We start from the raw sequence: 22,702 nt of genomic DNA, 5'->3' as shown, positions 1-22,702 counted from the left end.
CGGCAGACGTACCAAGACTATCGAGGGCGTCAGATCGTTTATCCAGCAGTTGCCATTCATCAGACAAATCCAGTGGAACCCAATGGAAGACACCGACCTGCAAGCGCTGATGGCCAGACTCGAATTGCTAATTAACCGGGTCGAGCAACTAAAGAGCCAGAATGGACTCCTATTAGCTCAGGAAAAGACCTGGCGCGAGGAGCGCGCTCACCTCATTGAAAAAAACGAAATCGCCCGGCGTAAGGTCGAGTCGATGATTTCGCGCCTGAAGGCCCTGGAGCAAGACTCATGAGTTCAAGCAATAGCGTCACCGTGCAGATTCTCGATAAAGAATATTCGATCAGTTGCCCCCAGGAAGAACGCAGCAACCTGGTGAGCGCTGCCCGCTACCTGGATGGCAAGATGCGTGAAATCCGCAGCAGCGGCAAAGTGATTGGCGCCGATCGCATCGCTGTGATGGCCGCGTTGAATATCACCCACGATTTGCTGCATAAGCAGGAACGCCCTGACGTGCAGGCCGGCGGCTCGACGCGCGAGCAGGTACGCGACCTGCTGGAGCGCGTTGATCTGGTGCTTTCTACCGACCAGGAGCCACCCAAGGGCTGATTGCAGTGTCTGTTTCGGGTATACTCGCCCCACTCCCTGGCGTGCTTGCCAGTCGGCGATGTCCCGGAGCCGATTCGCACTACCCTGGAAGTTGCACGTTTGGCTGGTGTGCATGTCCGCTAGACGGAAAGCCTTAAAGCCTACTGCATCTTCCACCTTGAACTTTCGGGTTCAAGGGCTTAGTCGACAGCGGTTCTGTCGGGGAGCCTGATTCCCAAATCCAATGCCAGTCTTGTGACTGGCATTGTTTTATGACCCGAAAAAAGCAGATCCCCATGACCGAACCTGCGCCGCTTTCCCGCCCGCAACTTCGACGCATGCTGCGCAAAGCCCGTCGCGCCCTGACGCCGAGCGAGCAACGCCAGGCCGCCCACGGCCTGTATCGGCAACTGGCACAACACCCGCTGTTTCGCCGGGCCAAACATATCTCTTTATATCTACCGATGGACGGTGAAATCGATCCGCGCTTGCTGCTGCGCGCCGCCCAGCGCCGGGGCAAGGCTACCTACCTGCCGGTACTCAGTGCGTGGCCGCGAACCAAGATGGTGTTTCAACGGGTGCGTCCGGGGGAAAAGCTGTCGCCTAACCGTTTTCGCATTCTTGAGCCACGGGTCAACGTTGGCCGCCAGCGCAAGGTCTGGGCCCTGGATCTGGTGCTGTTACCGCTGGTGGGTTTCGATGATATGGGTGGACGCCTTGGCATGGGCGGCGGCTTTTATGACCGCAGTCTTGCCTACTTGGCGCGGCGAACGACCTGGCGCAAGCCGACGCTATTGGGCCTGGCCCATGAATGTCAGAAAGTCGAACGACTGGCGCAGGCGAGGTGGGATGTGCCGCTTGAAGGCACGGTCACCGATAGGCAATGGTATGTCGCAGAGAGGACGCAGCTGGAGTCAGCGGCGCCGAAGTAGCTTCAACGCTTGAAGAGTTGTGGCGTCTGTTGTGCAAGTTCAATCGGTGCTTCGGTCTTGTTCGTCCACAGGCTTTGCGCGTAGCCAGTGGTCACGACGCCCAGACCGAACAAAATAACCAAAATCCATAGTAAATCCGGTTTGCGTTTCATCGATTGCCCCCCTTCAGGCATATCACACACGATGACAGCAACGTTCCATAAGTAGTCCGTTCTGGCTGCGTCAAGCTTAAAATCCCGGCATTCTGCGTTAACGTGATCCAACACGCAAACCTTGACGTCAACCGACCGTCGGTTTGTCATGCAATTGCCGAACAACTTGCCCAATACCCCAAAAGGAGCAAAAACATGGCCTATTGGCTGATGAAATCCGAGCCCGACGAGCTGTCCATCAAGGACCTGGAAAAACTCAGTGAAGCCCGTTGGGATGGCGTGCGCAATTACCAGGCGCGCAACTTCCTGCGGGCCATGGCGGTGGGCGATGAGTTTTTCTTCTACCACTCCAGCTGCCCGGAACCGGGGATTGCCGGGATAGGGAAAATCATCGAGGCGGCCTATCCCGACCCGACCGCGCTGGAGCCCGAGAGTCATTATTTCGATGCCAAGGCTACGCCCGAAAAGAATCCGTGGAGCGCGATCAACGTCGCCCATGTCGAGACTTTCCCCAAGGTGCTGGGCCTGGGGTATTTGAAACAACAGAGTGCCCTTACCGAATTGCCCCTGGTGCAAAAAGGCAGCCGACTGTCGGTGATGCCGGTAACCGCCGACCAATGGGCCGCCGTGCTGGGCTTGCGCTAGACAGCAGAACCCTGCGGTCACGCCACCGGCGCATGCATCTGCGCGTCAACCGGGTTAGGCTTGCGCTTCATTTGACCGGTATCAAGGGCCCTAGGGCAGTATCTGTCAAACTAGGACGCTAACACCGCAGGACGCACCCATGTCGACGACCCATCGCAGTTCCCATCTTTTCGCCACGCTCCTGATACTTCTGCTGGTGGCCGCTGGCGGCTTCGGTTACTGGAAGTCCACCCAGGACCGCCTGCCCGAAGGCTTGAGCATGGGCAACGGCCGGCTCGAATCCACCGAAGTGCAGATCGCCACCAAAATCCCCGGGCGCCTGGCCGAGGTGCGGGTCGATGAAGGCGACAAGGTGCTCAAGGGCCAACTGCTGGCGCGCATCGACACACGCACCCTGGAAGCCCAGCGTGCCCAGGCCGAAGCTGAAGTGCTGCGGGCCAAGGAAAACTTCGCGGCAGCCGAGGCCAACGTGCAACTGCGCCAGAGCGAACAGCTGCTGGCCAACCAGGAACTCAAGCGCACCCAGGAGCTGTACAAGCGCGGCTTCGCCAGCGGCCAACTGATCGACCAGCAACAGGCCCACCAGAACACCGGTAACGCCGCCGTGCTTGCTGCCCGCGCTCAGGTCAACGCAGTCAAGGCCGCCATTGGCGCCGCCCAGGCCAGCGTCGAACAGCTCACCAGTGAAATCGAAGACAGCAGCCTGCGGGCGCCCATCGACGGCATCATCCAGTTGCGCTTGGCCGAGCCCGGCGAAGTGCTCGGCGCCGGTGGCCGGGTGTTGTTGCTGATCGATCCCAACGACCAATACATGAACCTCTATTTGCCCGCCTCCGTTACCGGTCGCCTGACCGTAGGCAGCGAAGCGCGGATCGTCCTCGACGCCCTGCCACAACAACCGCTGCCGGCAAAAATCAGCTTTGTCGCCGCCAAATCCCAGTTCACCCCCAAAGAAGTTGAAACCCGCGACGAGCGCCAGAAACTGGTATTCCGGGTCAAGTTGCGCCTGACCCAACCCAGTGCCGTGCCGCAAGCCAAGCCCGGCATGCCCGGCGCCGGCTACGTGCGCACCGCCGAACTGGACTGGCCGGCTAACCTGCAATGACCGGCCCGGCGCTGCACGCCACAGACATCAACCATCGCTACGGTAAGCAACAGGCCTTGATCGACATAGCCTTCAGCTTGCCGGCCGGCACCCGTTGCGGGCTGATCGGCCCGGATGGTGCCGGCAAGTCGAGCCTGCTGGGATTGATCGCCGGGGTTAAAAAGCTCCAGGACGGTCAACTTGAGGTGCTCGGCGGCTCCATCGAAGACCGCCGCCACCGCAACAGCCTGTACCCGCGCATCGCCTTCATGCCCCAAGGCCTGGGCGGCAACCTTTACCCCGAGCTGTCCATCAGCGAAAACATCCGTTTCTTCGCGACCCTGTTCGGCCTGTCGAAAGCCGATTGCGACCAGCGCATGCACAACCTGCTGCTGGCCACCGACCTGGCTCGTTTCGCCGAGCGCCCGGCGGGCAAGCTCTCCGGCGGGATGAAACAGAAGCTCGGCCTGTGCTGCGCGCTAATCCACGACCCGGACCTGTTGATCCTTGACGAACCCACCACTGGCGTAGACCCGCTCTCCCGCCGGCGCTTCTGGGAGCTGGTAGAAAACGTACGCAGCGAGCGGCCGCAACTGACCCTGCTGGTGGCCACCGCTTATATGGAAGAGGCCGAGCAGTTCGAACATTGCCTGATGCTCGACCGCGGCAAATTGATCGCCGACGGCCTGAGCAGCGAACTGGCGGCCATCACCCCCAGCGGCAAACTGGATGAAGCCTTTACCCACTTCCAGGGCGACAGCGCCCACAACAACCAACCGTTGGTAATTCCACCCAGGGCGAGCGACAACACTGACATCGCCATAGAAGCCCATGACTTGACCCTGCGTTTCGGCGACTTCACGGCGGTGGACAAGGTCAGCTTCGCTATCGGCCGGGGCGAAATCTTCGGCTTCCTCGGCTCCAACGGCTGCGGCAAGACCACTACCATGAAAGTCCTCACCGGGCTGATGCCGGCCAGTGAAGGCAGCGCCACCTTGCTGGGCAACCCGGTGAACGCCAAGGACCTGGCCACTCGCAAGCGCGTGGGCTTTATGTCACAAAGCTTCTCGCTGTACGGCGAACTCAGCGTGCGGCAGAACCTGGTGCTGCATGCGCAACTGTTCGACCTGCCCAAGGCTGACAGCGAGCAGCGCATCGACGAGCTGATCAAGCGCTTTGACCTGAGCGGCGTTGCCGAGCAGCCTTCCGGCGAGTTGCCATTGGGCTTGCGTCAGCGCCTGTCATTGGCGGTGGCGGTGCTGCATCGTCCGGAAGTGCTGATCCTCGATGAACCGACTTCCGGCGTCGACCCGGCGGCGCGGGATGATTTCTGGCGGCTGTTGATAGAGTTGTCCCGCGAGCAAGGGGTGACGATCTTTCTGTCCACCCACTTCATGAACGAAGCCCAGCGCTGCGACCGCATCTCGCTGATGCACGCCGGCAAGGTGCTGGCTTGCGATACGCCCGATGCACTGCAACAGCAATTTCACGGCGAGACCCTGGAAGCGGCGTTTGTTACTTGCCTGGAACAAGCCCAGGGTGCGCCTGACGCGCCGACAACCGTCGAGACCGCCACTGCTGAAACACCCGCCACGGTGCCCACCAGCAAACGCGGCTTCAGCGTAGCCCGCCTGTTGGCTGTCGCCAGCCGCGAAGGCAAGGAGTTGTTGCGCGACAAGGTGCGCATGGCCTTCGCCCTGCTCGGGGCGATTTTCATGATGGTGATCTTTGGCTACGGCATTTCCCTCGATGTGGAGAAGCTCGCCTTCGCCGTCTACGACCAGGACCAAACTCCACAAAGCCGCGCCTACCTGGAAGCCTTTCGCAGTTCGCGCTACTTCGCCGAACAACCGCCGATCCAGGACTCGAACGAACTGCACAAGCGCCTGCAACGCTCGGAAATCAAGCTGGCCCTGGAAATTCCACCCGGTTTCGGCCGCGACCTGTACGCCGGGCGCCAACCGGCGGTTGCCGCATGGCTCGACGGCGGCATGCCGTTTCGGGCCGAGACCAGCCGCAACTACGTGGAAGCAGTACACCAGGCCAATCTCCAGCAACTGGCCGAACTCCACAGCCCACCACTGAACAACCGCGCCGCCGCCAAACTGGAAACCCGCTTTCGCTACAATCAGGACGTGGTCAGCGTAAACGCCATCGGCCCCGGCGTCATGGCGCTGATCCTGGCGTTTATCCCGGCGATGCTCACCGCCCTCGGAATCGTGCGTGAGAAGGAGTTGGGTTCCATCACCAACTTCTATGCCACGCCGCTGACCCGCCTGGAATTTCTGCTGGGCAAACAGGCGCCGTACCTGGCCGTCAGCCTGATCAACCTGGCCTTGCTGGTGGCGATGAATCGCTGGCTGTTCGGCGTGCCGTTCAAGGGCAGCGGCGTGACCCTGGCCTTCGGCGGCCTGCTTTACGTGCTGGCGACCACCAGCATGGGCCTGTTGATTTCGGCGTTCACCCGCACCCAGATCGCCGCGATCCTCGGCACCATGATTATCACCAGCCTACCGACCATTCAGTTCTCCGGGTTGATCGTGCCGCGCTCGTCCCTGGAAGGTGCGGCCGCGCTGATGGGCATGCTGTTCCCGGCCGGTTACTTTCTCGATATTGCCGTCGGCACCTTCACCAAGGCCCTGGACCTGCGCCAGCTGTGGCCGCAGTGCCTGGCACTGTTCGGGTTTTTCCTGGGGTTTACCGGACTTAGCCTGATCATGCTCAAGAAGCAGGAGGCCTGATGCACAAGCTCGCTCATATCCTGCGCCTGGGCATTAAAGAACTGACCAGCCTGCGCCACGACAGCGTGTTGCTGTTGTTTTTGTTCTACGCCTTCACGGTGGCGATCTATATGCCGGCGGCCGGTTCGGTCATCGGCGTACATAACGCCAGCGTTGCCCTGGTGGATGAAGACCACAGTCACTTGTCCCGCCAGTTGGCCGAAGCCTTGCTACCGCCAGAGTTCCAGCCCGCGGTGCCGTTGCCCTATGACCAGCTGGACAAGGTCATGGACAGCGGCCAGTACACCTTCGTGATCAACGTGCCGGCAAATTTCCAGGCCGACCTGTTGGCCGGGCGCCAGCCGAGTGTGCAGGTCAATGTCGATGCCACAGCCATGAGCCAGGCCTTTATGGGCGCCGGGTACATCGGGCGGATTTTCCAGCGCGAACTGCTCACCTATAGCGGTCAGGCCGATGCGGCCAACAAGGCGCCGGCGTTACTCACCACGCGGGCGTTGTTCAATACCAACCTGGAAGGCGGCTGGTTCCTGGCGGTGATCCAGATCGTCAACAACATCACCATCCTCGCCATTGTGCTGACCGGCACCGCATTGCTGCGCGAGCGCGAACACGGCACCCTCGACCACTTGCTGGTGCTACCGCTGACGGCGCTGGAAATCATGCTGGCGAAAATCTGGAGCAACATGCTGGTGGTGGTGCTCTGTACCTGGCTGTCGCTGGAAGTGGTGGTCAAGGGCTTGCTCGGGGTACCGCTGGCAGGATCGCTGACGTTGTTTCTGCTGGTCACGGCACTGTATCTGTTTGCCAGTACTGCCCTGGGAATCTTCCTCGCCACCCTCGCCCGCTCGACGCCACAGTTCGGCTTGCTGGCGATCCCGGTGATCATTCCGATGCTGTTGCTGTCAGGCGGCAGCACACCGCTGGACAGCATGCCGCAATGGTTGCAATGGGTGATGCAGGGCTCGCCGTCGACGCACTTTGTCAGCCTGAGTGCGGCGATCCTGTTCAGGGATGCGGGTGTGAGCGTGGTGTGGCCGGACTTGCTGGCGCTGGCGGGGATTGGCTTGCTGTTTTTTGCGGTGGCGTTGGCGCGGTTCAGGAAGAGCCTTGCCTCTTAAGGTATTGCCGATCTCTGTGGCGAGCGGGCTTGCCACAAAGGGCCCGCCGCACACAGCAATAGGGTGCGATTACTGGATGATCAGGTTGTTGAACAACAAATCCTCAACCATCGGTTTACCGGTCTCGTCGTTCATCACTTGCTGGGTCTGCTTCAAGGCTTCCTGACGCAGTTTTTCCTTCCCCTCGACGCTGCCCATGGCCTCGGCGGTTTGCTGGGTGAACAGGGCCACCAACTGATTACGAATCAACGGATCGTTGGCTTTGACCGCAGCAGCAGCCTCCGGCCCGGTCACGCGCAGGGCGATGTCAGCCTTGTACACCTTGAGTTTCGCAGTGCCGTCCAGGCCATAGTTGCCGACGAAGGGCGGCGTCAGGCTGATATAGCTCACCTTCGGCGCTTCGCCTTCCTTGGCTTCTTTGGCTTCTTCGGCATGGGCTGCCATTGGCAACGTCAGGGCCAGCATCAACAGGGTCCACGCTTTCACAGTTCATTCCTCAATTCGATTGCTCAGTAGCATAACGCTAGCAAGGCTGAGCACAAGCTTATGGCGACTTATCAGGCCAAGGTATGCTCGTTGACCCCTCGACTTACCCACCTACACTTATCGGCCAATACGCCAAAAGGAAGAGTCCGATGAAAGCCGTGCTGTGCAAAGCCTTCGGCCCCGCCGAAACCCTGGTGCTGGAAGACGTCGAAAGCCCGGCAATCAAGAAGAACGAAATCCTGCTGGATGTGCACGCCGCCGGGGTGAATTTCCCGGACACCTTGATCATCGAAGGCAAATACCAGTTCAAGCCGCCCTTCCCGTTTTCGCCGGGTGGTGAAGCGGCGGGCGTGGTCAGCGAAGTCGGGGAAAAGGTCAGCCACCTGAAAGTCGGCGACCGGGTCATGGCCTTGACCGGCTGGGGCAGCTTTGCCGAACAGGTCGCGGTACCGGGCTACAACGTGCTGCCAATCCCGCCAAGCATGGACTTTAACACCGCCGCCGCCTTCAGCATGACCTACGGCACGTCGATGCATGCCTTGAAACAGCGCGCCAACCTGCAAGCAGGGGAAACCCTGTTGGTACTGGGCGCGTCTGGCGGCGTTGGTCTAGCTGCTGTGGAAATCGGCAAGGCCATGGGCGCCCGGGTGATTGCTGCCGCCAGCAGCGCGCAAAAGCTCGCGGTGGCCAAGGCAGCCGGCGCTGATGAGTTAATCAACTACAGCGAAACCAGCCTCAAGGATGAAATCAAACGCCTGACCGACGGCAACGGCGCTGATGTGATCTACGACCCGGTGGGTGGCGATCTGTTTGACCAGGCCATCCGCGCCATCGCCTGGAACGGCCGGCTGCTGGTGGTGGGTTTTGCCAGCGGGCGCATCCCCGAGCTGCCGGTGAACCTGGCACTGCTCAAGGGCGCGGCAGTGGTCGGGGTGTTCTGGGGTTCGTTTGCCCAGCGCCAGCCCCAGGATAATGCGGCGAACTTTGCGCAGTTGTTTGGCTGGTATGCCGAGGGCAAGTTGAAGCCGTTGGTGTCGCAGGTGTATCCGCTCGACAACGCCGCCCAGGCGATCAATGACCTCGGCCAGCGCAAGGCGGTGGGCAAAGTCGTGGTTCAAGTCCGCTAACCCTGCCTTTCTGTGGGAGCGAGGGGGACGCCTAGTTCTTGCTCGCTCCTACCTTATTACGCCCCTAACTTATCCATTAGCGACATGTTCGTAAAAGAACATGCAATAGCTCCCAATTCCTGTGCTCCCAGATAAGAGGCGATGCTATTTTCGGTAACGAAACTGTAACATTCGCATCCGCAGTCAAAACAAGAAACTTGGAGCTCTTGAATGTTTGCTTTCTTTCGACCTGCCGCACACCAGGCGCCCCTGCCTAAAGAAAAAATAGACAGCACCTACCGACGCCTGCGCTGGCAGATCTTCGCCGGTATTTTCGTCGGTTACGCCGGGTACTACCTGCTGCGCAAAAACTTCTCCCTGGCCATGCCGTATCTGATCGACGAGGGTTACACCCGAGGCCAGTTAGGCCTGGCAATGTCGGCGATTGCAATTTCCTACGGCTTGTCCAAGTTCCTCATGGGCCTGATTTCCGACCGCTCCAACCCACGTTACTTCCTGCCCTTCGGCCTGCTGGTTTCCGCCGGGGTGATGTTCATTTTCGGTTTCGCACCTTGGGCGACGTCCAGCGTCACCATGATGTTCATTTTGCTGTTCATTAACGGCTGGGCCCAGGGCATGGGTTGGCCGCCAAGTGGGCGGACCATGGTGCACTGGTGGTCGCAGAAGGAACGCGGCGGCGTGGTGTCTGTGTGGAACGTGGCGCATAACGTCGGCGGCGGCCTGATCGGCCCGCTGTTCCTGCTGGGCATGGCCTTGTTCAACGACTGGCACGCGGCATTCTACGTCCCGGCCACCGTGGCTCTGCTGGTGGCGGCCTTTGCCTTCATCACCATGCGCGACACCCCGCAATCGGTAGGCCTGCCGCCGATCGAGCAATACAAAAACGATTACCCGGAAGGCTACGACGCCAGCCACGAAGAGGAATTCAGCGCCAAGGAAATCTTCGTCAAGTACGTGCTGCGCAATAAAATGCTCTGGTATATCGCCTTCGCCAACGTCTTCGTCTATCTGCTGCGCTATGGCGTACTGGACTGGGCGCCGACTTATTTGAAAGAAGCCAAGCACTTCGACGTCGATAAAACGTCCTGGGCCTATTTCCTCTACGAGTGGGCAGGGATTCCAGGCACGCTGTTGTGCGGCTGGATGTCAGACAAGATCTTCCGGGGCAACCGTGGCCTGACCGGCATTGTGTTTATGGCATTGGTGACGGTCGCGACCCTGGTTTACTGGCTCAACCCACCAGGCAACCCGATGGTCGACATGATCGCGCTGTTCTCCATCGGCTTCCTGATCTACGGCCCGGTGATGCTGATCGGCCTGCAGGCGCTGGAATTGGTACCGAAGAAAGCCGCTGGTACGGCGGCAGGCTTTACCGGCCTGTTCGGTTACCTGGGCGGTTCCGTGGCAGCCAGTGCAGCCATGGGCTACACCGTTGACCACTTCGGCTGGGATGGCGGTTTTGTGTTGCTGATCGGTGCGTGTCTGTTGGCGATTGCCTTCCTGATCCCCACCTTGTGGCACACCAATAGCGTCAGCAACGCGCGCTAGTCGACGGAGCAATCCTTCAAACAACGCTTGAGCCGCGCCTCCAGGTTTTTATCTGGCATGGCGTGGCTACGCAGGGCGTTGACGGTCTGCTCGACATAATCGCGCGTAGTGCCGTAACGCCCGCAAGCGCTTTCAAATACCTGGTTCAGCACGCTGTCCGGCAAGTTGCCGGCGTAGCTGGGCAGGTGCCGTTCCAGGACAAACCCCAACGCCTGCACCTGGCTGCCATCGGCAAGACGGCAGCTGAGCCAGTGCGGGCGGTAGGATGGAAACGGCATCTCGCGGCGCCACAGGGCGTAGAGCGACGCTTCCAGTTGCTCTTCCGGCAAGCGGTAGGCAAACCCGCTGCAGGAGCCGCCACGGTCCAGGCCAAACACCAGCCCCGGCAACTCCGGCGTGCCCCGATGCTCGTGGGACCACAGGTACAAGCCGCGATGATAACCATGTACCCGTCCCCGCACCCGCTCTACAGCTGAGCATTCAGGCCGCCAGATCAGCGAGCCATATGCGAATAGCCAGACCGGCCCACCCTTGTGCCGACCCATGGTGGCCTGCATCGAGCTCATCAACTGTTCGTGAGTGAGTTGCGGCCCAAGATCGAGCCGCGGAGGGTAAGCCAATTGCAAAAGATCAGATTCAATGGCGGTCATGGCGAATCGCTTAGGTCCCCCTTTTTAATTACCAATTGTATGCAACTTTACCGTAATAGAACGCGCCGCTGTAACCGTACGGCGAAAAAGTGCTATAGGCCAAGTTACCACCGCTACTCGCGTAGGCATTGAGCTTTTCCGGGTATTTGTCGGTGACGTTGTCGCCACCGACGGTGAAGGTCCAGTTCTTCAACTTGTAGTCCGCCGACAGGTCCAGCACCCAAGCGGCCTTGAAGGTTTGGTCGTTGACCTTGTCTGCCTGATAGCTGGTGAACTCGCCATAACGCACCAAGTTGCTGTGCAGCGCCCAGTTGCCGAAGCTCAGGTCGTTGCCCAGGCTCAACTTGTGTTGGGGAGTGGTATCACCCAGTAAACCGATGCGTTCGCGACGGTCCACCCGCACCAGGTTGACGCCCAGGTTATCCAGCACCGCCGGGTTAGCTTTTACGTCCGTGACCTTGGTGTGGTTGTAGTTGTAGCCGACGGTGCTGTTCCAGCGCACGCCGTTGTCCAGTGGGTAGCGATAGTTGGCCACCAGATCGACGCCGTCGGTGCTGGTGTCGGTGGCGTTGGTGAAGTAGCGGGCGCTGGTGTAGTTGATGTTGCCGACGCCATTGGCTTGCAGGTAAGCAATCGCAGCCGGGTTCAGCACCAGGTTCGACGACAGGCTGATGCGGTCACGGATGTCTATGCGGTAGACGTCGGCGGTCACCGTCAGGTTGTCGGTGGGCTCCAGCACCAGGCCGAGGCTGTAGTTGCGCGACTTCTCGGCCTCGAGGTCTTCGGCACCAAGCAGGCGGGCCACCTGACTGTTGGCCGGGAAGGTACCGGCTTCCTGCACGGTATTGCCGATCAGTTGCGATGAAGTGAAGGCAAAGTTTTGCTGGGCCAGGGACGGCGCTCGGAAACCATTGGAGACGCTGCCGCGCAAGGCCACTTGCGGAGTGAAGTCGTAACGGGCCGAGAGCGAGCCGCTGACGTTGGAGCCAAAGTCGCTGTAGTCCTCATGACGCACGGCGGCCGAGGCGCTGAGTTTTTCGGTGAAGTTGGTTTCCAGGTCCAGGTACTGGGCCCAGTTGTGCCGCGATGCAGTGCCGGCATCTGCCGCACGGAAACCGCCCAGGCCGGAACTGCCGGTCTGGTAGTAGGACGCTGGCTCGCCGGCCTCGATTTCGTAGCCCTGGTGCAGATATTCGCCACCAAAGGCCACCGATACCGGGTACGGCAACCAGCCCAGGTCGAACTCACGAGACAGGTCCAAGCTCACTTGCTTCTGGTCGTTGCTCAGGGTGCCGTTGTCGAACTTGCGTGGTGTCGCCAAGCCCAGGGAGGTGTTGATGGTCTCGGTGCCCAGTTCGTACTGGTTCTTGCCGTAGTTGGCCGACAAGTCGTAATGCCAGTCATAAGCCAGCAGGCCGCGCAGACCAACCACCAACGAGGTGTCTTCCAGGCTGCCGCGAATCAGCGGCAAGTAGCCGTTGGGGTTGAGTGCCGCAATGTTGTTGGAAGCGTTGCTCGCCCGGTAGAAGGCCGCCGTCTCACCGCGACGCTTGCTGTAGCCGCCGAAGGAGTAGAACTCGGCGGCTTCGTTGAAGGAATATTCGCCGTTGAACGCCAGCTTGCCTTCATTGGTCGACGGTTCGCCCTGGCGGAACACTCGCTGACCATAGGTGGTGGAGCCCACGCTGGCCGGGCGGTAATCGTTACCGGCGCGGTTGGTGTAATCGTTATCGGCGCCTTCGGCCGAGAGGTTGATAAAGCCGTTGTCCCCCAGCGCCAAGCCGGTGTTGCCGCTGATGTTGCGCTGGATGCCGTCGCCTTTTTTGTACTCGCCGAACTTGGTGGAGATTGAGCCGCCATGGTCGGCGTGCTTGAGGATGACGTTGATCACCCCGGCGATCGCGTCGGAGCCGTAGCGGGCGGAGGCGCCGTCGCGCAGTACTTCGATGTGGTCCACCGCCGACAGCGGGATCGCATTCAAATCCGCCGGTGCCGAACCTCGACCTACCGCACCGCCGAGGTTGACGAAGGCGCTGGTGTGACGACGCTTGCCGTTGACCAGCACCAGCACCTGATCCGGTGACAGGCCGCGCAGTTGCGCCGGGCGCACCAGTTCGGCACCGTCCACCAGGCTGGGGCGCGGGAAGTTGATGGAAGGGATCAAGCGCGCCAGCACGGCGCCCAACTCATCGGAACCGGTGCTGCGCAAGCTGTCGCCGGAAATCACGTCAATCGGTGACAGCGAGGCGCTGGCGGTGCGCTCTTGAGCGCGCGTACCGGTCACGATGACGGTGTCGAGTTTTGGTACATCGGCAGTGACCGTTTCGGCGGCTGCGACGGGACGAAATCCCACGGCGGCCAGCAAATTAGCCGACAAAATCGCCGTGTAAAGCAGGTGCTGCTTGTTGCTCCCCATACCGCTCCCCTTGGAATCAAAAGTCAGAACATCAATGCTCTGAGCTCATACGATCGATCCGTGTGGCAGACGGTGGCGGTCAGTGTCTGGTTATTGGCAGATAGTCGGTGGCCCGATATATATAGCTTAATGATATCTATTGGACAGAATAAATACCGTCTAGGAATAAGCAAAGGTATAAGCCCGTACACCCGCCCGTCAGGATTCAGCGACTCAATTCCGGTACTTTCAGCATCCGTTCAGCCTTTGTGCACCCCGAGCCTTCAAAATAGGCGTACGTCACGACCCACTTAGCCGTCACTCAACCGACTATCGAGGTCGCACCATGAAATACCGACTTTGCGGCCTGCTGCTTATTGCACAGGCCACCACTGCCCTGGCGGTCGAAACACCACCGACCGAAGATGACAAAGGCTTCTGGTACGTCCAGACCAGCGTCTACACCCGGCACTTTGCCCCAGACCCCGAGCACAACAACAACCAGGACCTGATTGGCCTGGAGCGCAATGAAGCTTCGGGCCTGGTGTATGGCGGGGCGACGTTTCGCAACTCGTTCAGTCAGCGGTCCTACTACGCCTATGCCGGCAAGCGCTATGACATGACCGACTATCCGGTGTACCTGAAGCTGACCGGCGGGGTGATCCAGGGCTATCGCGGCAAGTACCGCGACAAGATCCCGCTGAACCGTTTTGGCGTGGCGCCGGTGATCATTCCGTCAGTGGGCGTTAACTATGGGCCTGTGGCCGGGGAGTTTGTGTTGCTGGGGTTTAATGCGGCGATGGTGACGACGGGGCTGCGGTTTTGATTGCTGTGGCGAGCGGGCTTTCCACAACAAGCCCGTTCGCCACAGGATACTCGGCAGCCTTTGAGGTTAGGACCTTGGGGCATAGGCAAACACATCGGCACGCATCTGGTGCGCATCCATGCCGGCCGTCACCAACGCATCCAGCGTGGCATAGATCATCGCCGGGGAACCGCTGGCGTAGACATGCACGGCCTTGAGTTCGCTGATGTCTTCGCACACTGCTTCATGCAACATTCCGCAGCGCCCTTCCCAACCGCAAAGGTCGCTGACCACTTTGTGCAGGAACAGGTTGGACAGTTGCTTCCACTGCTCCCAATGCTCGATCTGATAAAAGTCGTCGGGACGACGCACGCCCCAATACAGGTGCACCGGGTGTTTGAAACCGCTGGCCCGGCAATGTTCGATCAGGCTGTGCATCTGCGCCATGCCGGTACCGGCGGCGATCAACACCAGCGGCCCGTCGGGCAATTCCGCCAGGTGAGTATCACCAAACGGAAATTCGACCCGCGCCATCTGGTTGCGTTGCAACTGCTCGATCAGGCTACGGGCACTGTCTTCGCGGACCAGCACATGCAGCTCAAGCTCACGTCCACCGTGGGGGGCCGAGGCCAGTGAAAACGCCGACTTCTCGCCGTTTTCCCGCTCAATCATCAAGTACTGCCCGGCGTGATAACGCACTGGCTTGCCGGCCGGCGCCCGCAAGCGGACGCGCCAGACATCACCGCCGATGTCCACGCACTCGCTCAGTTGGCACGACAGCTTGCGCACGGGCAACTCTCCCGGCGCCAACACGCCATCCCATAGAACGATGCAATCCTCCAGCGGCTCGGCAATGCAGGTATAGAATTCGCCATGGTCACGCACCTCGCCGGCCTGCTGCACGCGGCCCTCGACCAGCAGTGCCGCGCACACGTGGCACACGCCGTTGCGACAGGCCTGGGGGCAATCGTAGCCCAGGCGCCGCGCGCCATCGAGAATCCGCTCACCGGGCACAAGCTCAAGTACCGCACCGGAAGGCTGCAGGGTTACACGCATCAATCTATTCCTAATTCTTTCCAGAGCGCATCGATACGAGCAGTCACCGCCTCGTCCTTGACGATCACCCGGCCCCACTCGCGGGTGGTTTCACCCGGCCATTTATGGGTGGCATCCAGGCCCATTTTTGATCCCAGGCCTGATACCGGCGAGGCGAAGTCGAGGTAGTCGATTGGCGTGTTGTCGATCATCACCGTGTCGCGCTTGGGGTCCATGCGCGTGGTAATGGCCCAGATCACGTCATTCCAGTCCCGGGCGTTGATGTCGTCGTCGGTCACAATAACGAACTTGGTGTACATGAACTGTCGTAAAAACGACCAGACACCGAGCATTACCCGCTTGGCGTGGCCCGGATACGACTTCTTCATGGTCACGATGGCCATGCGATACGAGCAACCTTCAGGCGGCAGGTAGAAGTCGGTGATTTCCGGAAACTGCTTCTGCAGGATAGGCACGAATACTTCGTTCAGCGCCACGCCGAGAATCGCCGGCTCATCGGGCGGGCGGCCCGTGTAGGTGCTGTGGTAGATCGGCTTGATCCGGTGGGTGATGCGCTCGACGGTGAACACTGGGAAGCTGTCGACTTCGTTGTAGTAGCCGGTGTGGTCGCCATACGGACCTTCAGCAGCCATCTCCCCGGGATGTATCACGCCTTCGAGGATAATTTCGGCAGTCGCCGGCACTTGCAGGTCGTTGCCACGGCACTTCACCAGCTCGGTGCGATTACCGCGCAGCAATCCGGCAAAGGCGTATTCGGACAGGCTGTCGGGCACCGGCGTCACCGCGCCGAGGATGGTTGCCGGGTCTGCGCCCAGGGCCACGGCGACCGGGAACGGTTTGCCGGGATGCTTCTCGCACCACTCGCGATAATCCAGCGCACCACCTCGGTGACTCAGCCAACGCATGATGACCTTGTTGCGGCCGATCACTTGCTGACGGTAAATGCCGAGGTTCTGGCGGTCCTTGTTCGGGCCCTTGGTAACGGTCAGGCCCCAGGTGATCAGCGGGCCAACGTCGCCGGGCCAGCAGGTTTGCACCGGAAGCATGCCAAGGTCGACGTCATCGCCTTCGATGACGACTTCCTGGCATACCGCATCCTTGACCACCTTGGGGGCCATGGCAATGATCTTGCGGAAGATCGGCAGCTTCGACCAGGCGTCTTTCAGGCCCTTGGGTGGCTCGGGCTCCTTGAGGAAGGCCAGCAGCTTGCCAATCTCGCGCAACTCGCTGACCGCTTCGGCACCCATGCCAAAGGCCACTCGCTCGGGGGTGCCGAACAGGTTGCCGAGCACCGGAATATCAAAGCCCACCGGTTTTTCGAACAGCAACGCCGGGCCCTTGTTACGCAAGGTGCGGTCGCAAATCTCAGTCATTTCCAGGACCGGGGAAATCGGCACCTGGATACGTTTCAACTCTCCGCGCTGCTCAAGTTGCTGCACGAAATCCCGAAGATCCTTGAATTTCATTAACCATGCCACCCGTAAAATAGGCGTACATCCTACCTGCTCTGAGGGCGGCTGGCAGCTTATCGCGGTGCAATTGAGTGCCGCGCACGCTTAATTGGCCGTCAGCCCTCGCGATTGCAGCGAACTGAACAACGGCTCCAGAAAACCCTCAATGTAGCGCGCGCCCACCTCGGAAATGTGGTTGTCGTCGGTATACAGCGCCTGGCCATTGAGTTCGACCCGGCACAGGCTGTCGATAGCACACAACCGGGACGCAGGGTCCAACGCTACGACGCCTGAGTCGGCGGCGGCCATCTGATCGAACAACTGGTTGATGAACCCCTGGCGCTGCAAGTGCTGAGCCAGCGGTAATCCTTGGCCTTCCACCGGCCGATGGAGCATCGCCAGACGGCTCAGGCGGTACGGCACGCTAAACTCCTGCAGCGGCACTTCCTTGACCAGCCAGACCCGATGCCCTGCGGCGCGCAACCCGGCGACGCGCTCACGCATGCCCTCGGCGAAACGCTGTTCGGCAATAGCCTGCACGTAGTGGCCGGTGGCCGGGTCCTTGAGCGCATGCTCTTTGTCACCAGACGCCTGCCCATAAACGTATAGGCTCCAACGGGCCACCAGCACCACATCGCTGAAGGTTTGCTGGACCAGGACCTCCTGCACGCGCTGGTTGAAATGCGCACAACGGGGAATACCTTCCAGGCCTGCAAGGGGCACGCAGCCGGCAAAACTGGCCTGAACCAGGCTGATATCGTGTTTCTGCGCCCCATCCTCAAGGGCCGGGATCAACGCCGTGGCATGGCTGTCGCCCCAGACCAGGGCGGAAACCGAGCGACTCTTGGGCCCGAAATGGCAGAAAAGCCGGTCATCAGGGGTGTCCTTCTCGGCCAGGCACGCCAACAGTTCCGGGCTCCACTCTTTGGCCTGGGCATAACGCAACGCCTCCTCGGACAGCCGCCAGGGCAAGCCATCGGTCCAGCGCAACGCTTGCCCGGCCAGGCCGATACAAAGAATGCCGACGCCCGCCGCAGCCAATATCGCCTTGCGTCCCGCCAACAAACGCTTTTCCCGGAACGGGCTTTCCACCAGCCGCCAGGACAGGTAACCCAGTCCCAGGGTCAACATAATCAGCCCAGCGAGCTCGAACGGCCCCAGACCATCGACGCTGGCATAACTGGCAAAAACAAACACTGGCCAATGCCACAGGTACCAGGAATAGGAAATCAGCCCCAGCCCCACCAGCACTCGCGTGCCCAGCAGCCGTCCCATCAGCGTTTGCTGATGTCCGTTGGCCCATATCAGCCCGACCACGCCCAGCACCGGCAGCAACGCCGCCACACCTGGAAATGGCGTGCGGGGGTCAAAACAGAACACCGCCACCAGGATCAGCACCATGGACACCAGGCTGACGCCTTGAGCCAGGGCCGGTGATGCGCGCCAGTTACGCTTGGGCTGTACCGCCAGCATGGCACCGGCAAGTAGCTCCCAGGCTCGCATCGGCAGCAGGAAGAAGGCTTTTTCCGGGTGATAAGCCACGGCCCAGACACTGAGCCCGAACGACACCAGCAACACCGCGAACAACGCCGTGCGCCAGTGTTTCAAGTAACGAGACAGCAGCGCCAGTAACAGCGGAAACAGGATGTAGAACTGCTCCTCCACCGCCAGCGACCAAGTGTGCAGCAAGGGCTTGAGGTCGGACGCCACGTCAAAGTAGCCGTCCTGACGCATAAACAGCAGGTTGGAGGTGAACAGCACCTGATAGCGCACCGAACGCCCCAGCTCTTCATAGTCCTTGGGCGCCAGCAGAAACCAGCCCATCAGCAGCGCCGCGATCATCATCACGAACAGCGCAGGCAGGATGCGCCGGGCACGACGGGCCCAGAAATCCACGAAACTGAAACGATTGGATTGGCGCTCGCGCCAGATGATGGAAGTGATCAAGTAGCCAGAAATCACAAAGAACACGTCGACGCCAATAAAGCCGCCTGTGAACCCTGGAACGCCAAAATGGAATAACACTACAGCGATTACAGCTATTGCGCGCAGGCCGTCGATATCCCGTCGGTAAGCAAATGTGGTCATAAAGTCTTATTGTCAGTCAGATGCGAATGGGGTGAGCGTAGACGTGCTCACCTTTTTTGTTTCTTAACAGACACGCATAGTGCCTAAACCTCCCTCTCTCGACACAAAAAAAATAGCGCCCCGTAGGGCGCCATCTTTTTTCGACCTGAAAAGTCGCGTTACTTGCGCTTCATCGACAAGAAAAACTCGTCGTTGGTCTTGGTTTGTTTCAACTTGTCGATCAGGAACTCGATGGCGGCTACTTCGTCCATCGGGTGCAGCAGCTTGCGCAGGATCCACATGCGTTGCAGTTCGTCGTCGGCAGTCAGCAACTCTTCGCGGCGGGTGCCGGAGCGGTTGATGTTGATGGCCGGGAAGACGCGTTTTTCAGCGATCTTACGATCCAAAGGCAATTCCATGTTGCCGGTACCTTTGAATTCTTCGTAGATCACTTCATCCATCTTCGAGCCGGTTTCAACCAGCGCGGTGGCGATGATGGTCAGCGAGCCGCCTTCTTCGATGTTCCGTGCGGCGCCGAAGAAACGTTTAGGTTTCTCCAGGGCGTGGGCATCGACACCACCGGTGAGGACCTTGCCGGAGCTCGGGATCACGGTGTTATAGGCACGGGCCAGACGGGTGATGGAGTCGAGCAGAATCACCACGTCCTTCTTGTGCTCGACCAGGCGCTTGGCCTTCTCGATCACCATTTCGGCAACCTGCACGTGGCGGGTTGGCGGCTCATCGAACGTCGAGGCAACCACTTCGCCGCGCACGGTGCGCTGCATTTCGGTCACTTCTTCCGGACGCTCATCGATCAACAATACGATCAGGTGAACTTCAGGATTGTTACGAGCGATGTTCGCTGCGATGTTCTGCAGCATGATGGTCTTGCCAGCCTTCGGTGGCGCGACGATCAGGCCACGCTGGCCTTTACCGATCGGGGCGCACAGGTCGATGACACGACCGGTCAAGTCTTCGGTGGAACCGTTGCCGGCTTCCATCTTCATGCGCACGGTCGGGAACAGCGGCGTCAAGTTCTCGAAGAGAATCTTGTTTTTCGCGTTCTCGGGACGATCGTAGTTGATCGTATCGACCTTGAGCAGGGCGAAATAACGCTCGCCTTCCTTCGGAGGACGGATCTTGCCAACGATGGTGTCACCGGTGCGCAAGTTGAAGCGACGGATCTGGCTCGGCGAGACGTAGATATCGTCTGGACCGGCAAGATAGGAAGCGTCTGCAGAGCGGAGGAAGCCGAAGCCGTCCTGGAGGATCTCCAGCACGCCATCACCGGAGATTTCCTCGCCGCTTTTCGCGTGCTTTTTCAACAAGGAGAAAATCACGTCCTGCTTGCGCGAACGGGCCATATTTTCTATGCCCATCTGTTCGGCCAATTCGAGCAGTTCGGTAATCGGCTTTTGCTTGAGTTCAGTCAGATTCATATAGGAATGACGTAATCATTTATGGAGGGGGGGAATTAAGCTTTGGGCTTAATGAGGCCGCGCCGCAGAGAAGGCGACAGAATCGCGTACTAATCGAAAAGAAGAGCGTCGGCGACGGCTTGCAGGGGGCAGTGGAGAAACCAGTGCGGGACCGAATGTACCACCTGAGTTTCAGAGCGTCTAGCCCTGACTTACGAAAAAGCCCCGCAATTTGCGGGGCTTTTTTTACGACGCTTAGATGTTGGCGTCGAGGAATGCTTGCAACTGGGACTTGGACAGTGCGCCGACCTTGGTGGCTTCGACGTTGCCGTTCTTGAACAGCATCAGCGTCGGGATACCACGCACGCCATGCTTGGCCGGGGTTTCCTGGTTGTCGTCGATGTTCAGCTTGGCAATGGTCAGTTTGCCTGCGTAAGTGGTAGCAATGTCGTCCAGGACCGGAGCGATCATTTTGCAAGGACCACACCATTCAGCCCAGTAGTCAACCAGCACCGGGCCTTGGGCCTGAAGTACTTCTGCCTCAAAGGTCGCGTCGGTGACGTGCTTGATAAGATCGTTGCTCATGGATGTCTCCGGGTTGTAAGCAAAAAAAACGTTGCCCATCATAGCTGCCCTTCCCTCGTTCAGGAAGCCGCCTCTGATTGAGTCTTGCTATGGTGGTGCATGAGTTTGGGTATAGCCCAACTTAAGGTGCGACGGGAGTAATGAAGGCAATTCCTGTACGCAACGCCGCATTGCGTACGTGTTCCTGCATGGTTTTCTGCGCCACCCCGCTAGCGCGCCGGGCCAGCGCCCGGAGAATCTTGCGGTGCTCCTGCCAGGTTTCCATGGCACGCTCCGGCCGGATGAACGGTAGCTTCTGGCTCTCCAGAAACACCTCGGCACTGGCACTGAGAATGCTGAGCATCGCCTGATTGCCGCTGGCCTGGAGGATGTGCTGGTGGAATTCGAAGTCTAGCCGGGCCGACGCCTCAAAGTCGCCGATCTTGAACTCCTTGCGCATCGCCTCGACATTATCTTCCAGGAGATCCAGCTCATCGGTGGTCAACGTCACCGCCGCCAGCCCCGCCGCGAACCCTTCCAGGGCGTAGCGCAGTTGAAAGATGTCCAGCGGCGTGGCCTGCGCAGCAAAAGGCCAGGCCAGCCCCGGGGTTTCCTCGGGCGCTTGTACGAACACACCTTTACCTGGCTGCACACTGACCACGCCCAAAGCGCTGAGGGAAGACAAGGCTTCGCGCAACGAGGCGCGACTCACGCCCAATTGCAGCGCCAGGTCGCGCTGGGAGGGCAGCGCATCGCCCGGCCCGAAACCCTCTTCAGCGATCAGTTTGCGGATGGCTTGCAACGCCACCTCCGGTACGGCCTGCGCGATGGAATTCATAAAAACTCAAGTTTCCAGTCAACTGATCGGCTAGTTGTAAAGCTATTCGCACCAGCCGGCAAGCCACGCCCTAAAGGGGCTCGTGGGGTTTTGGCAACGCTCGAAAAGGGTGCAAAAAGCGCAGTAACTGTTCAGACCAGTAAGACCGCCGTAGCTCAACAAGTACCGATCTTTCAGCCGATCCAGGCAGTGATGGCATGGGCTGTGCACTGGCAGAAATCAGAAAATCCCTTCGCCCTTTTCGGAGAGTTGCCATGACCAAGCGTTGCAGCGTCCTGCTCACTGCCCTGTTTGCCAGCCTGATGCTGAGCCAGGCGCCCGCACAGGCTGACAGCCTGGACGATATCGTTGCCCGTGGCACCCTCAAGGTCGCCGTGCCTCAGGACTTCCCGCCGTTTGGTTCGGTAGGACCCGACATGAAGCCTCGCGGCCTGGATATCGATACCGCAAAACTGTTGGCCGACCAGCTCAAGGTCAAGCTGGAACTGACCCCAGTCAACAGCACCAATCGCATTCCGTTCCTGACCACCGGCAAGGTCTACCTAGTGATTTCCAGCCTGGGCAAGAATCCGGAGCGGGAAAAAGTCATCGATTTCTCCAAAGCTTATGCGCCGTTCTACCTGGCGGTCTTCGGTCCGCCTGACGCCACGATCAGCACCCTCGACGACCTCAAGGGCAAAACCATCAGCGTGACCCGTGGTGCCATCGAAGACATCGAGCTGACCGCCGTCGCGCCCAAAGAAGCCACCATCAAGCGCTTTGAAGACAACAATTCAACCATCGCCGCCTACCTCGCAGGCCAGGTAGACCTGATCGCCAGCGGCAACGTGGTCATGGTGGCCATCAGCGCGCGCAATCCCAAGCGCGTGCCGGCACTGAAAGTGAAGCTCAAGGACTCGCCGGTCTACGTGGGCGTGAACAAGAACGAGCCAGCGCTGCTGGACAAGGTCAACCAGATCCTGGTCGCGGCCAAGGCCGACGGCAGCCTGGAAAAGAACGCAAAACTGTGGCTCAAAGAGCCGCTGCCAGCTGATCTCTAA

21 protein-coding genes and 1 other RNA gene are annotated in these 22,702 nt (G+C 59.8%); 12 read left to right on the top strand and 10 right to left on the bottom strand.

The window, feature by feature from the left end; all coding sequences use genetic code 11:
* Nucleotides 1-82 precede the first annotated feature (82 nt).
* From AAEZ06_RS10130 to AAEZ06_RS10115, 4 genes are all read left to right on the top strand, one after another.
* Entirely contained in the window at nucleotides 83-292 is a 210-nt protein-coding gene (locus AAEZ06_RS10130) for a TIGR02449 family protein (RefSeq protein ID WP_003213954.1), read from the top strand.
* Nucleotides 289-606 carry a cell division protein ZapA gene (locus tag AAEZ06_RS10125; RefSeq protein WP_149412300.1) on the top strand — a complete coding sequence of 106 codons (318 nt, stop codon included), beginning with the start codon at nucleotides 289-291 and terminating at the stop codon, nucleotides 604-606. Before AAEZ06_RS10130 ends, AAEZ06_RS10125 begins: the two co-directional genes overlap by 4 nt.
* A 30-nt stretch (nucleotides 607-636) precedes the next feature.
* Nucleotides 637-815: non-coding RNA, 6S RNA (gene ssrS / locus AAEZ06_RS10120), on the top strand.
* 66 nt (nucleotides 816-881) lie between these two features.
* Nucleotides 882-1,517, top strand: a complete 636-nt coding sequence (locus tag AAEZ06_RS10115; protein ID WP_149412301.1) for a 5-formyltetrahydrofolate cyclo-ligase — start codon at nucleotides 882-884, stop codon at nucleotides 1,515-1,517.
* A gap of 2 nt (nucleotides 1,518-1,519) precedes the next feature.
* Here AAEZ06_RS10115 and AAEZ06_RS10110 read toward each other — a convergent pair whose 3' ends face one another.
* Nucleotides 1,520-1,669: a hypothetical protein gene (locus AAEZ06_RS10110; protein WP_178114368.1), complete on the bottom strand. Its 150-nt coding sequence runs from the start codon at nucleotides 1,667-1,669 to the stop codon at nucleotides 1,520-1,522.
* A gap of 195 nt (nucleotides 1,670-1,864) precedes the next feature.
* On the opposite strand from AAEZ06_RS10110, the gene AAEZ06_RS10105 reads away from it, so the two are divergent.
* The 4 genes from AAEZ06_RS10105 to AAEZ06_RS10090 all read left to right on the top strand — a co-directional run bounded on the left by AAEZ06_RS10105 (nucleotide 1,865) and on the right by AAEZ06_RS10090 (nucleotide 7,257).
* Nucleotides 1,865-2,314 (top strand): EVE domain-containing protein, encoded by a 450-nt coding sequence (locus tag AAEZ06_RS10105; RefSeq protein ID WP_149412302.1) that lies wholly within the window; start codon nucleotides 1,865-1,867, stop codon nucleotides 2,312-2,314.
* 139 nt (nucleotides 2,315-2,453) lie between these two features.
* A complete protein-coding gene (locus tag AAEZ06_RS10100; RefSeq protein ID WP_149412303.1) occupies nucleotides 2,454-3,419 on the top strand; it encodes an HlyD family secretion protein in 966 nt (321 codons plus the stop codon).
* Nucleotides 3,416-6,139, top strand: a complete 2,724-nt coding sequence (gene rbbA, locus AAEZ06_RS10095; RefSeq protein ID WP_149412304.1) for a ribosome-associated ATPase/putative transporter RbbA — start codon at nucleotides 3,416-3,418, stop codon at nucleotides 6,137-6,139. Before AAEZ06_RS10100 ends, rbbA begins: the two co-directional genes overlap by 4 nt.
* Entirely contained in the window at nucleotides 6,139-7,257 is a 1,119-nt protein-coding gene (locus AAEZ06_RS10090) for an ABC transporter permease (RefSeq protein WP_149412305.1), read from the top strand. The genes rbbA and AAEZ06_RS10090 overlap by 1 nt, the downstream gene beginning before the upstream one ends.
* Before the next feature lie 69 nt (nucleotides 7,258-7,326).
* Here the strand turns inward: AAEZ06_RS10090 and AAEZ06_RS10085 are convergent, their stop codons facing one another.
* Entirely contained in the window at nucleotides 7,327-7,743 is a 417-nt protein-coding gene (locus AAEZ06_RS10085; RefSeq protein WP_149412306.1) for a flagellar basal body-associated protein FliL, read from the bottom strand.
* Nucleotides 7,744-7,892: 149 nt separating this feature from the next.
* Between AAEZ06_RS10085 and AAEZ06_RS10080 the strand changes: the two genes are divergently transcribed.
* The gene (locus tag AAEZ06_RS10080) at nucleotides 7,893-8,870 is read left to right on the top strand and encodes an NADPH:quinone oxidoreductase family protein (RefSeq protein WP_149412307.1); all 978 of its coding nucleotides are present in this window, start codon (nucleotides 7,893-7,895) and stop codon (nucleotides 8,868-8,870) included.
* Between the two features lie 210 nt (nucleotides 8,871-9,080).
* Nucleotides 9,081-10,418 carry a glycerol-3-phosphate transporter gene (gene glpT, locus AAEZ06_RS10075; RefSeq protein ID WP_149412308.1) on the top strand — a complete coding sequence of 446 codons (1,338 nt, stop codon included), beginning with the start codon at nucleotides 9,081-9,083 and terminating at the stop codon, nucleotides 10,416-10,418.
* On the opposite strand, the gene AAEZ06_RS10070 is transcribed toward glpT, so the two are convergent.
* The gene (locus AAEZ06_RS10070; protein ID WP_149412309.1) at nucleotides 10,415-11,068 is read right to left on the bottom strand and encodes a gamma-glutamylcyclotransferase; all 654 of its coding nucleotides are present in this window, start codon (nucleotides 11,066-11,068) and stop codon (nucleotides 10,415-10,417) included. The genes glpT and AAEZ06_RS10070 overlap by 4 nt on opposite strands.
* Before the next feature lie 28 nt (nucleotides 11,069-11,096).
* Nucleotides 11,097-13,484 carry a TonB-dependent receptor plug domain-containing protein gene (locus AAEZ06_RS10065; RefSeq protein ID WP_149412310.1) on the bottom strand — a complete coding sequence of 796 codons (2,388 nt, stop codon included), beginning with the start codon at nucleotides 13,482-13,484 and terminating at the stop codon, nucleotides 11,097-11,099.
* Nucleotides 13,485-13,809: 325 nt separating this feature from the next.
* Between AAEZ06_RS10065 and AAEZ06_RS10060 the strand changes: the two genes are divergently transcribed.
* A complete protein-coding gene (locus AAEZ06_RS10060; RefSeq protein WP_149412311.1) occupies nucleotides 13,810-14,289 on the top strand; it encodes a sn-glycerol-3-phosphate transporter in 480 nt (159 codons plus the stop codon).
* Nucleotides 14,290-14,355: 66 nt separating this feature from the next.
* Here AAEZ06_RS10060 and AAEZ06_RS10055 read toward each other — a convergent pair whose 3' ends face one another.
* The 6 genes from AAEZ06_RS10055 to AAEZ06_RS10030 form a co-directional block, all read right to left on the bottom strand.
* Nucleotides 14,356-15,324, bottom strand: coding sequence for a CDP-6-deoxy-delta-3,4-glucoseen reductase (locus AAEZ06_RS10055; protein WP_149412312.1), 969 nt, complete (start codon nucleotides 15,322-15,324; stop codon nucleotides 14,356-14,358).
* The gene (gene ubiD, locus AAEZ06_RS10050; protein ID WP_133100840.1) at nucleotides 15,324-16,790 is read right to left on the bottom strand and encodes a 4-hydroxy-3-polyprenylbenzoate decarboxylase; all 1,467 of its coding nucleotides are present in this window, start codon (nucleotides 16,788-16,790) and stop codon (nucleotides 15,324-15,326) included. Before ubiD ends, AAEZ06_RS10055 begins: the two co-directional genes overlap by 1 nt.
* A gap of 90 nt (nucleotides 16,791-16,880) precedes the next feature.
* Nucleotides 16,881-18,863: an acyltransferase family protein gene (locus AAEZ06_RS10045; RefSeq protein WP_149412313.1), complete on the bottom strand. Its 1,983-nt coding sequence runs from the start codon at nucleotides 18,861-18,863 to the stop codon at nucleotides 16,881-16,883.
* 158 nt (nucleotides 18,864-19,021) lie between these two features.
* Nucleotides 19,022-20,281 (bottom strand): transcription termination factor Rho, encoded by a 1,260-nt coding sequence (gene rho / locus AAEZ06_RS10040; RefSeq protein WP_133100838.1) that lies wholly within the window; start codon nucleotides 20,279-20,281, stop codon nucleotides 19,022-19,024.
* Nucleotides 20,282-20,515: 234 nt separating this feature from the next.
* The gene (trxA, locus tag AAEZ06_RS10035) at nucleotides 20,516-20,845 is read right to left on the bottom strand and encodes a thioredoxin TrxA (protein ID WP_133100837.1); all 330 of its coding nucleotides are present in this window, start codon (nucleotides 20,843-20,845) and stop codon (nucleotides 20,516-20,518) included.
* 121 nt (nucleotides 20,846-20,966) lie between these two features.
* The gene (locus AAEZ06_RS10030; RefSeq protein WP_149412314.1) at nucleotides 20,967-21,662 is read right to left on the bottom strand and encodes a FadR/GntR family transcriptional regulator; all 696 of its coding nucleotides are present in this window, start codon (nucleotides 21,660-21,662) and stop codon (nucleotides 20,967-20,969) included.
* Between the two features lie 254 nt (nucleotides 21,663-21,916).
* Between AAEZ06_RS10030 and AAEZ06_RS10025 the strand changes: the two genes are divergently transcribed.
* Complete coding sequence (locus tag AAEZ06_RS10025) at nucleotides 21,917-22,702, top strand: transporter substrate-binding domain-containing protein (protein WP_350614115.1); 786 nt, start codon at nucleotides 21,917-21,919, stop codon at nucleotides 22,700-22,702.

Origin of the sequence: Pseudomonas sp. HY7a-MNA-CIBAN-0227, from assembly GCF_040310325.1 — a bacterium.
GTDB lineage: Bacteria > Pseudomonadota > Gammaproteobacteria > Pseudomonadales > Pseudomonadaceae > Aquipseudomonas.
The sequence above is the reverse complement of the archived record's forward strand: the minus strand, read 5'-3'. Positions and strand labels throughout refer to the sequence as shown.

Excerpts from the sequence above, each read along its gene's own strand:
- AAEZ06_RS10130 (WP_003213954.1), top strand. The coding sequence starts at position 83 with ATGGAAGACACCGACCTGCAAGCGCTGATGGCCAGACTCGAATTGCTA.
- AAEZ06_RS10125 (WP_149412300.1), top strand. The coding sequence starts at position 289 with ATGAGTTCAAGCAATAGCGTCACCGTGCAGATTCTCGATAAAGAATAT.
- AAEZ06_RS10115 (WP_149412301.1), top strand. The coding sequence starts at position 882 with ATGACCGAACCTGCGCCGCTTTCCCGCCCGCAACTTCGACGCATGCTG.
- AAEZ06_RS10110 (WP_178114368.1), bottom strand. The coding sequence starts at position 1,669 with ATGAAACGCAAACCGGATTTACTATGGATTTTGGTTATTTTGTTCGGT.
- AAEZ06_RS10105 (WP_149412302.1), top strand. The coding sequence starts at position 1,865 with ATGGCCTATTGGCTGATGAAATCCGAGCCCGACGAGCTGTCCATCAAG.
- AAEZ06_RS10100 (WP_149412303.1), top strand. The coding sequence starts at position 2,454 with ATGTCGACGACCCATCGCAGTTCCCATCTTTTCGCCACGCTCCTGATA.
- rbbA (WP_149412304.1), top strand. The coding sequence starts at position 3,416 with ATGACCGGCCCGGCGCTGCACGCCACAGACATCAACCATCGCTACGGT.
- AAEZ06_RS10090 (WP_149412305.1), top strand. The coding sequence starts at position 6,139 with ATGCACAAGCTCGCTCATATCCTGCGCCTGGGCATTAAAGAACTGACC.
- AAEZ06_RS10080 (WP_149412307.1), top strand. The coding sequence starts at position 7,893 with ATGAAAGCCGTGCTGTGCAAAGCCTTCGGCCCCGCCGAAACCCTGGTG.
- glpT (WP_149412308.1), top strand. The coding sequence starts at position 9,081 with ATGTTTGCTTTCTTTCGACCTGCCGCACACCAGGCGCCCCTGCCTAAA.
- AAEZ06_RS10070 (WP_149412309.1), bottom strand. The coding sequence starts at position 11,068 with ATGACCGCCATTGAATCTGATCTTTTGCAATTGGCTTACCCTCCGCGG.
- AAEZ06_RS10065 (WP_149412310.1), bottom strand. The coding sequence starts at position 13,484 with ATGGGGAGCAACAAGCAGCACCTGCTTTACACGGCGATTTTGTCGGCT.
- AAEZ06_RS10060 (WP_149412311.1), top strand. The coding sequence starts at position 13,810 with ATGAAATACCGACTTTGCGGCCTGCTGCTTATTGCACAGGCCACCACT.
- AAEZ06_RS10055 (WP_149412312.1), bottom strand. The coding sequence starts at position 15,324 with ATGCGTGTAACCCTGCAGCCTTCCGGTGCGGTACTTGAGCTTGTGCCC.
- ubiD (WP_133100840.1), bottom strand. The coding sequence starts at position 16,790 with ATGAAATTCAAGGATCTTCGGGATTTCGTGCAGCAACTTGAGCAGCGC.
- AAEZ06_RS10045 (WP_149412313.1), bottom strand. The coding sequence starts at position 18,863 with ATGACCACATTTGCTTACCGACGGGATATCGACGGCCTGCGCGCAATA.
- rho (WP_133100838.1), bottom strand. The coding sequence starts at position 20,281 with ATGAATCTGACTGAACTCAAGCAAAAGCCGATTACCGAACTGCTCGAA.
- trxA (WP_133100837.1), bottom strand. The coding sequence starts at position 20,845 with ATGAGCAACGATCTTATCAAGCACGTCACCGACGCGACCTTTGAGGCA.
- AAEZ06_RS10030 (WP_149412314.1), bottom strand. The coding sequence starts at position 21,662 with ATGAATTCCATCGCGCAGGCCGTACCGGAGGTGGCGTTGCAAGCCATC.
- AAEZ06_RS10025 (WP_350614115.1), top strand. The coding sequence starts at position 21,917 with ATGACCAAGCGTTGCAGCGTCCTGCTCACTGCCCTGTTTGCCAGCCTG.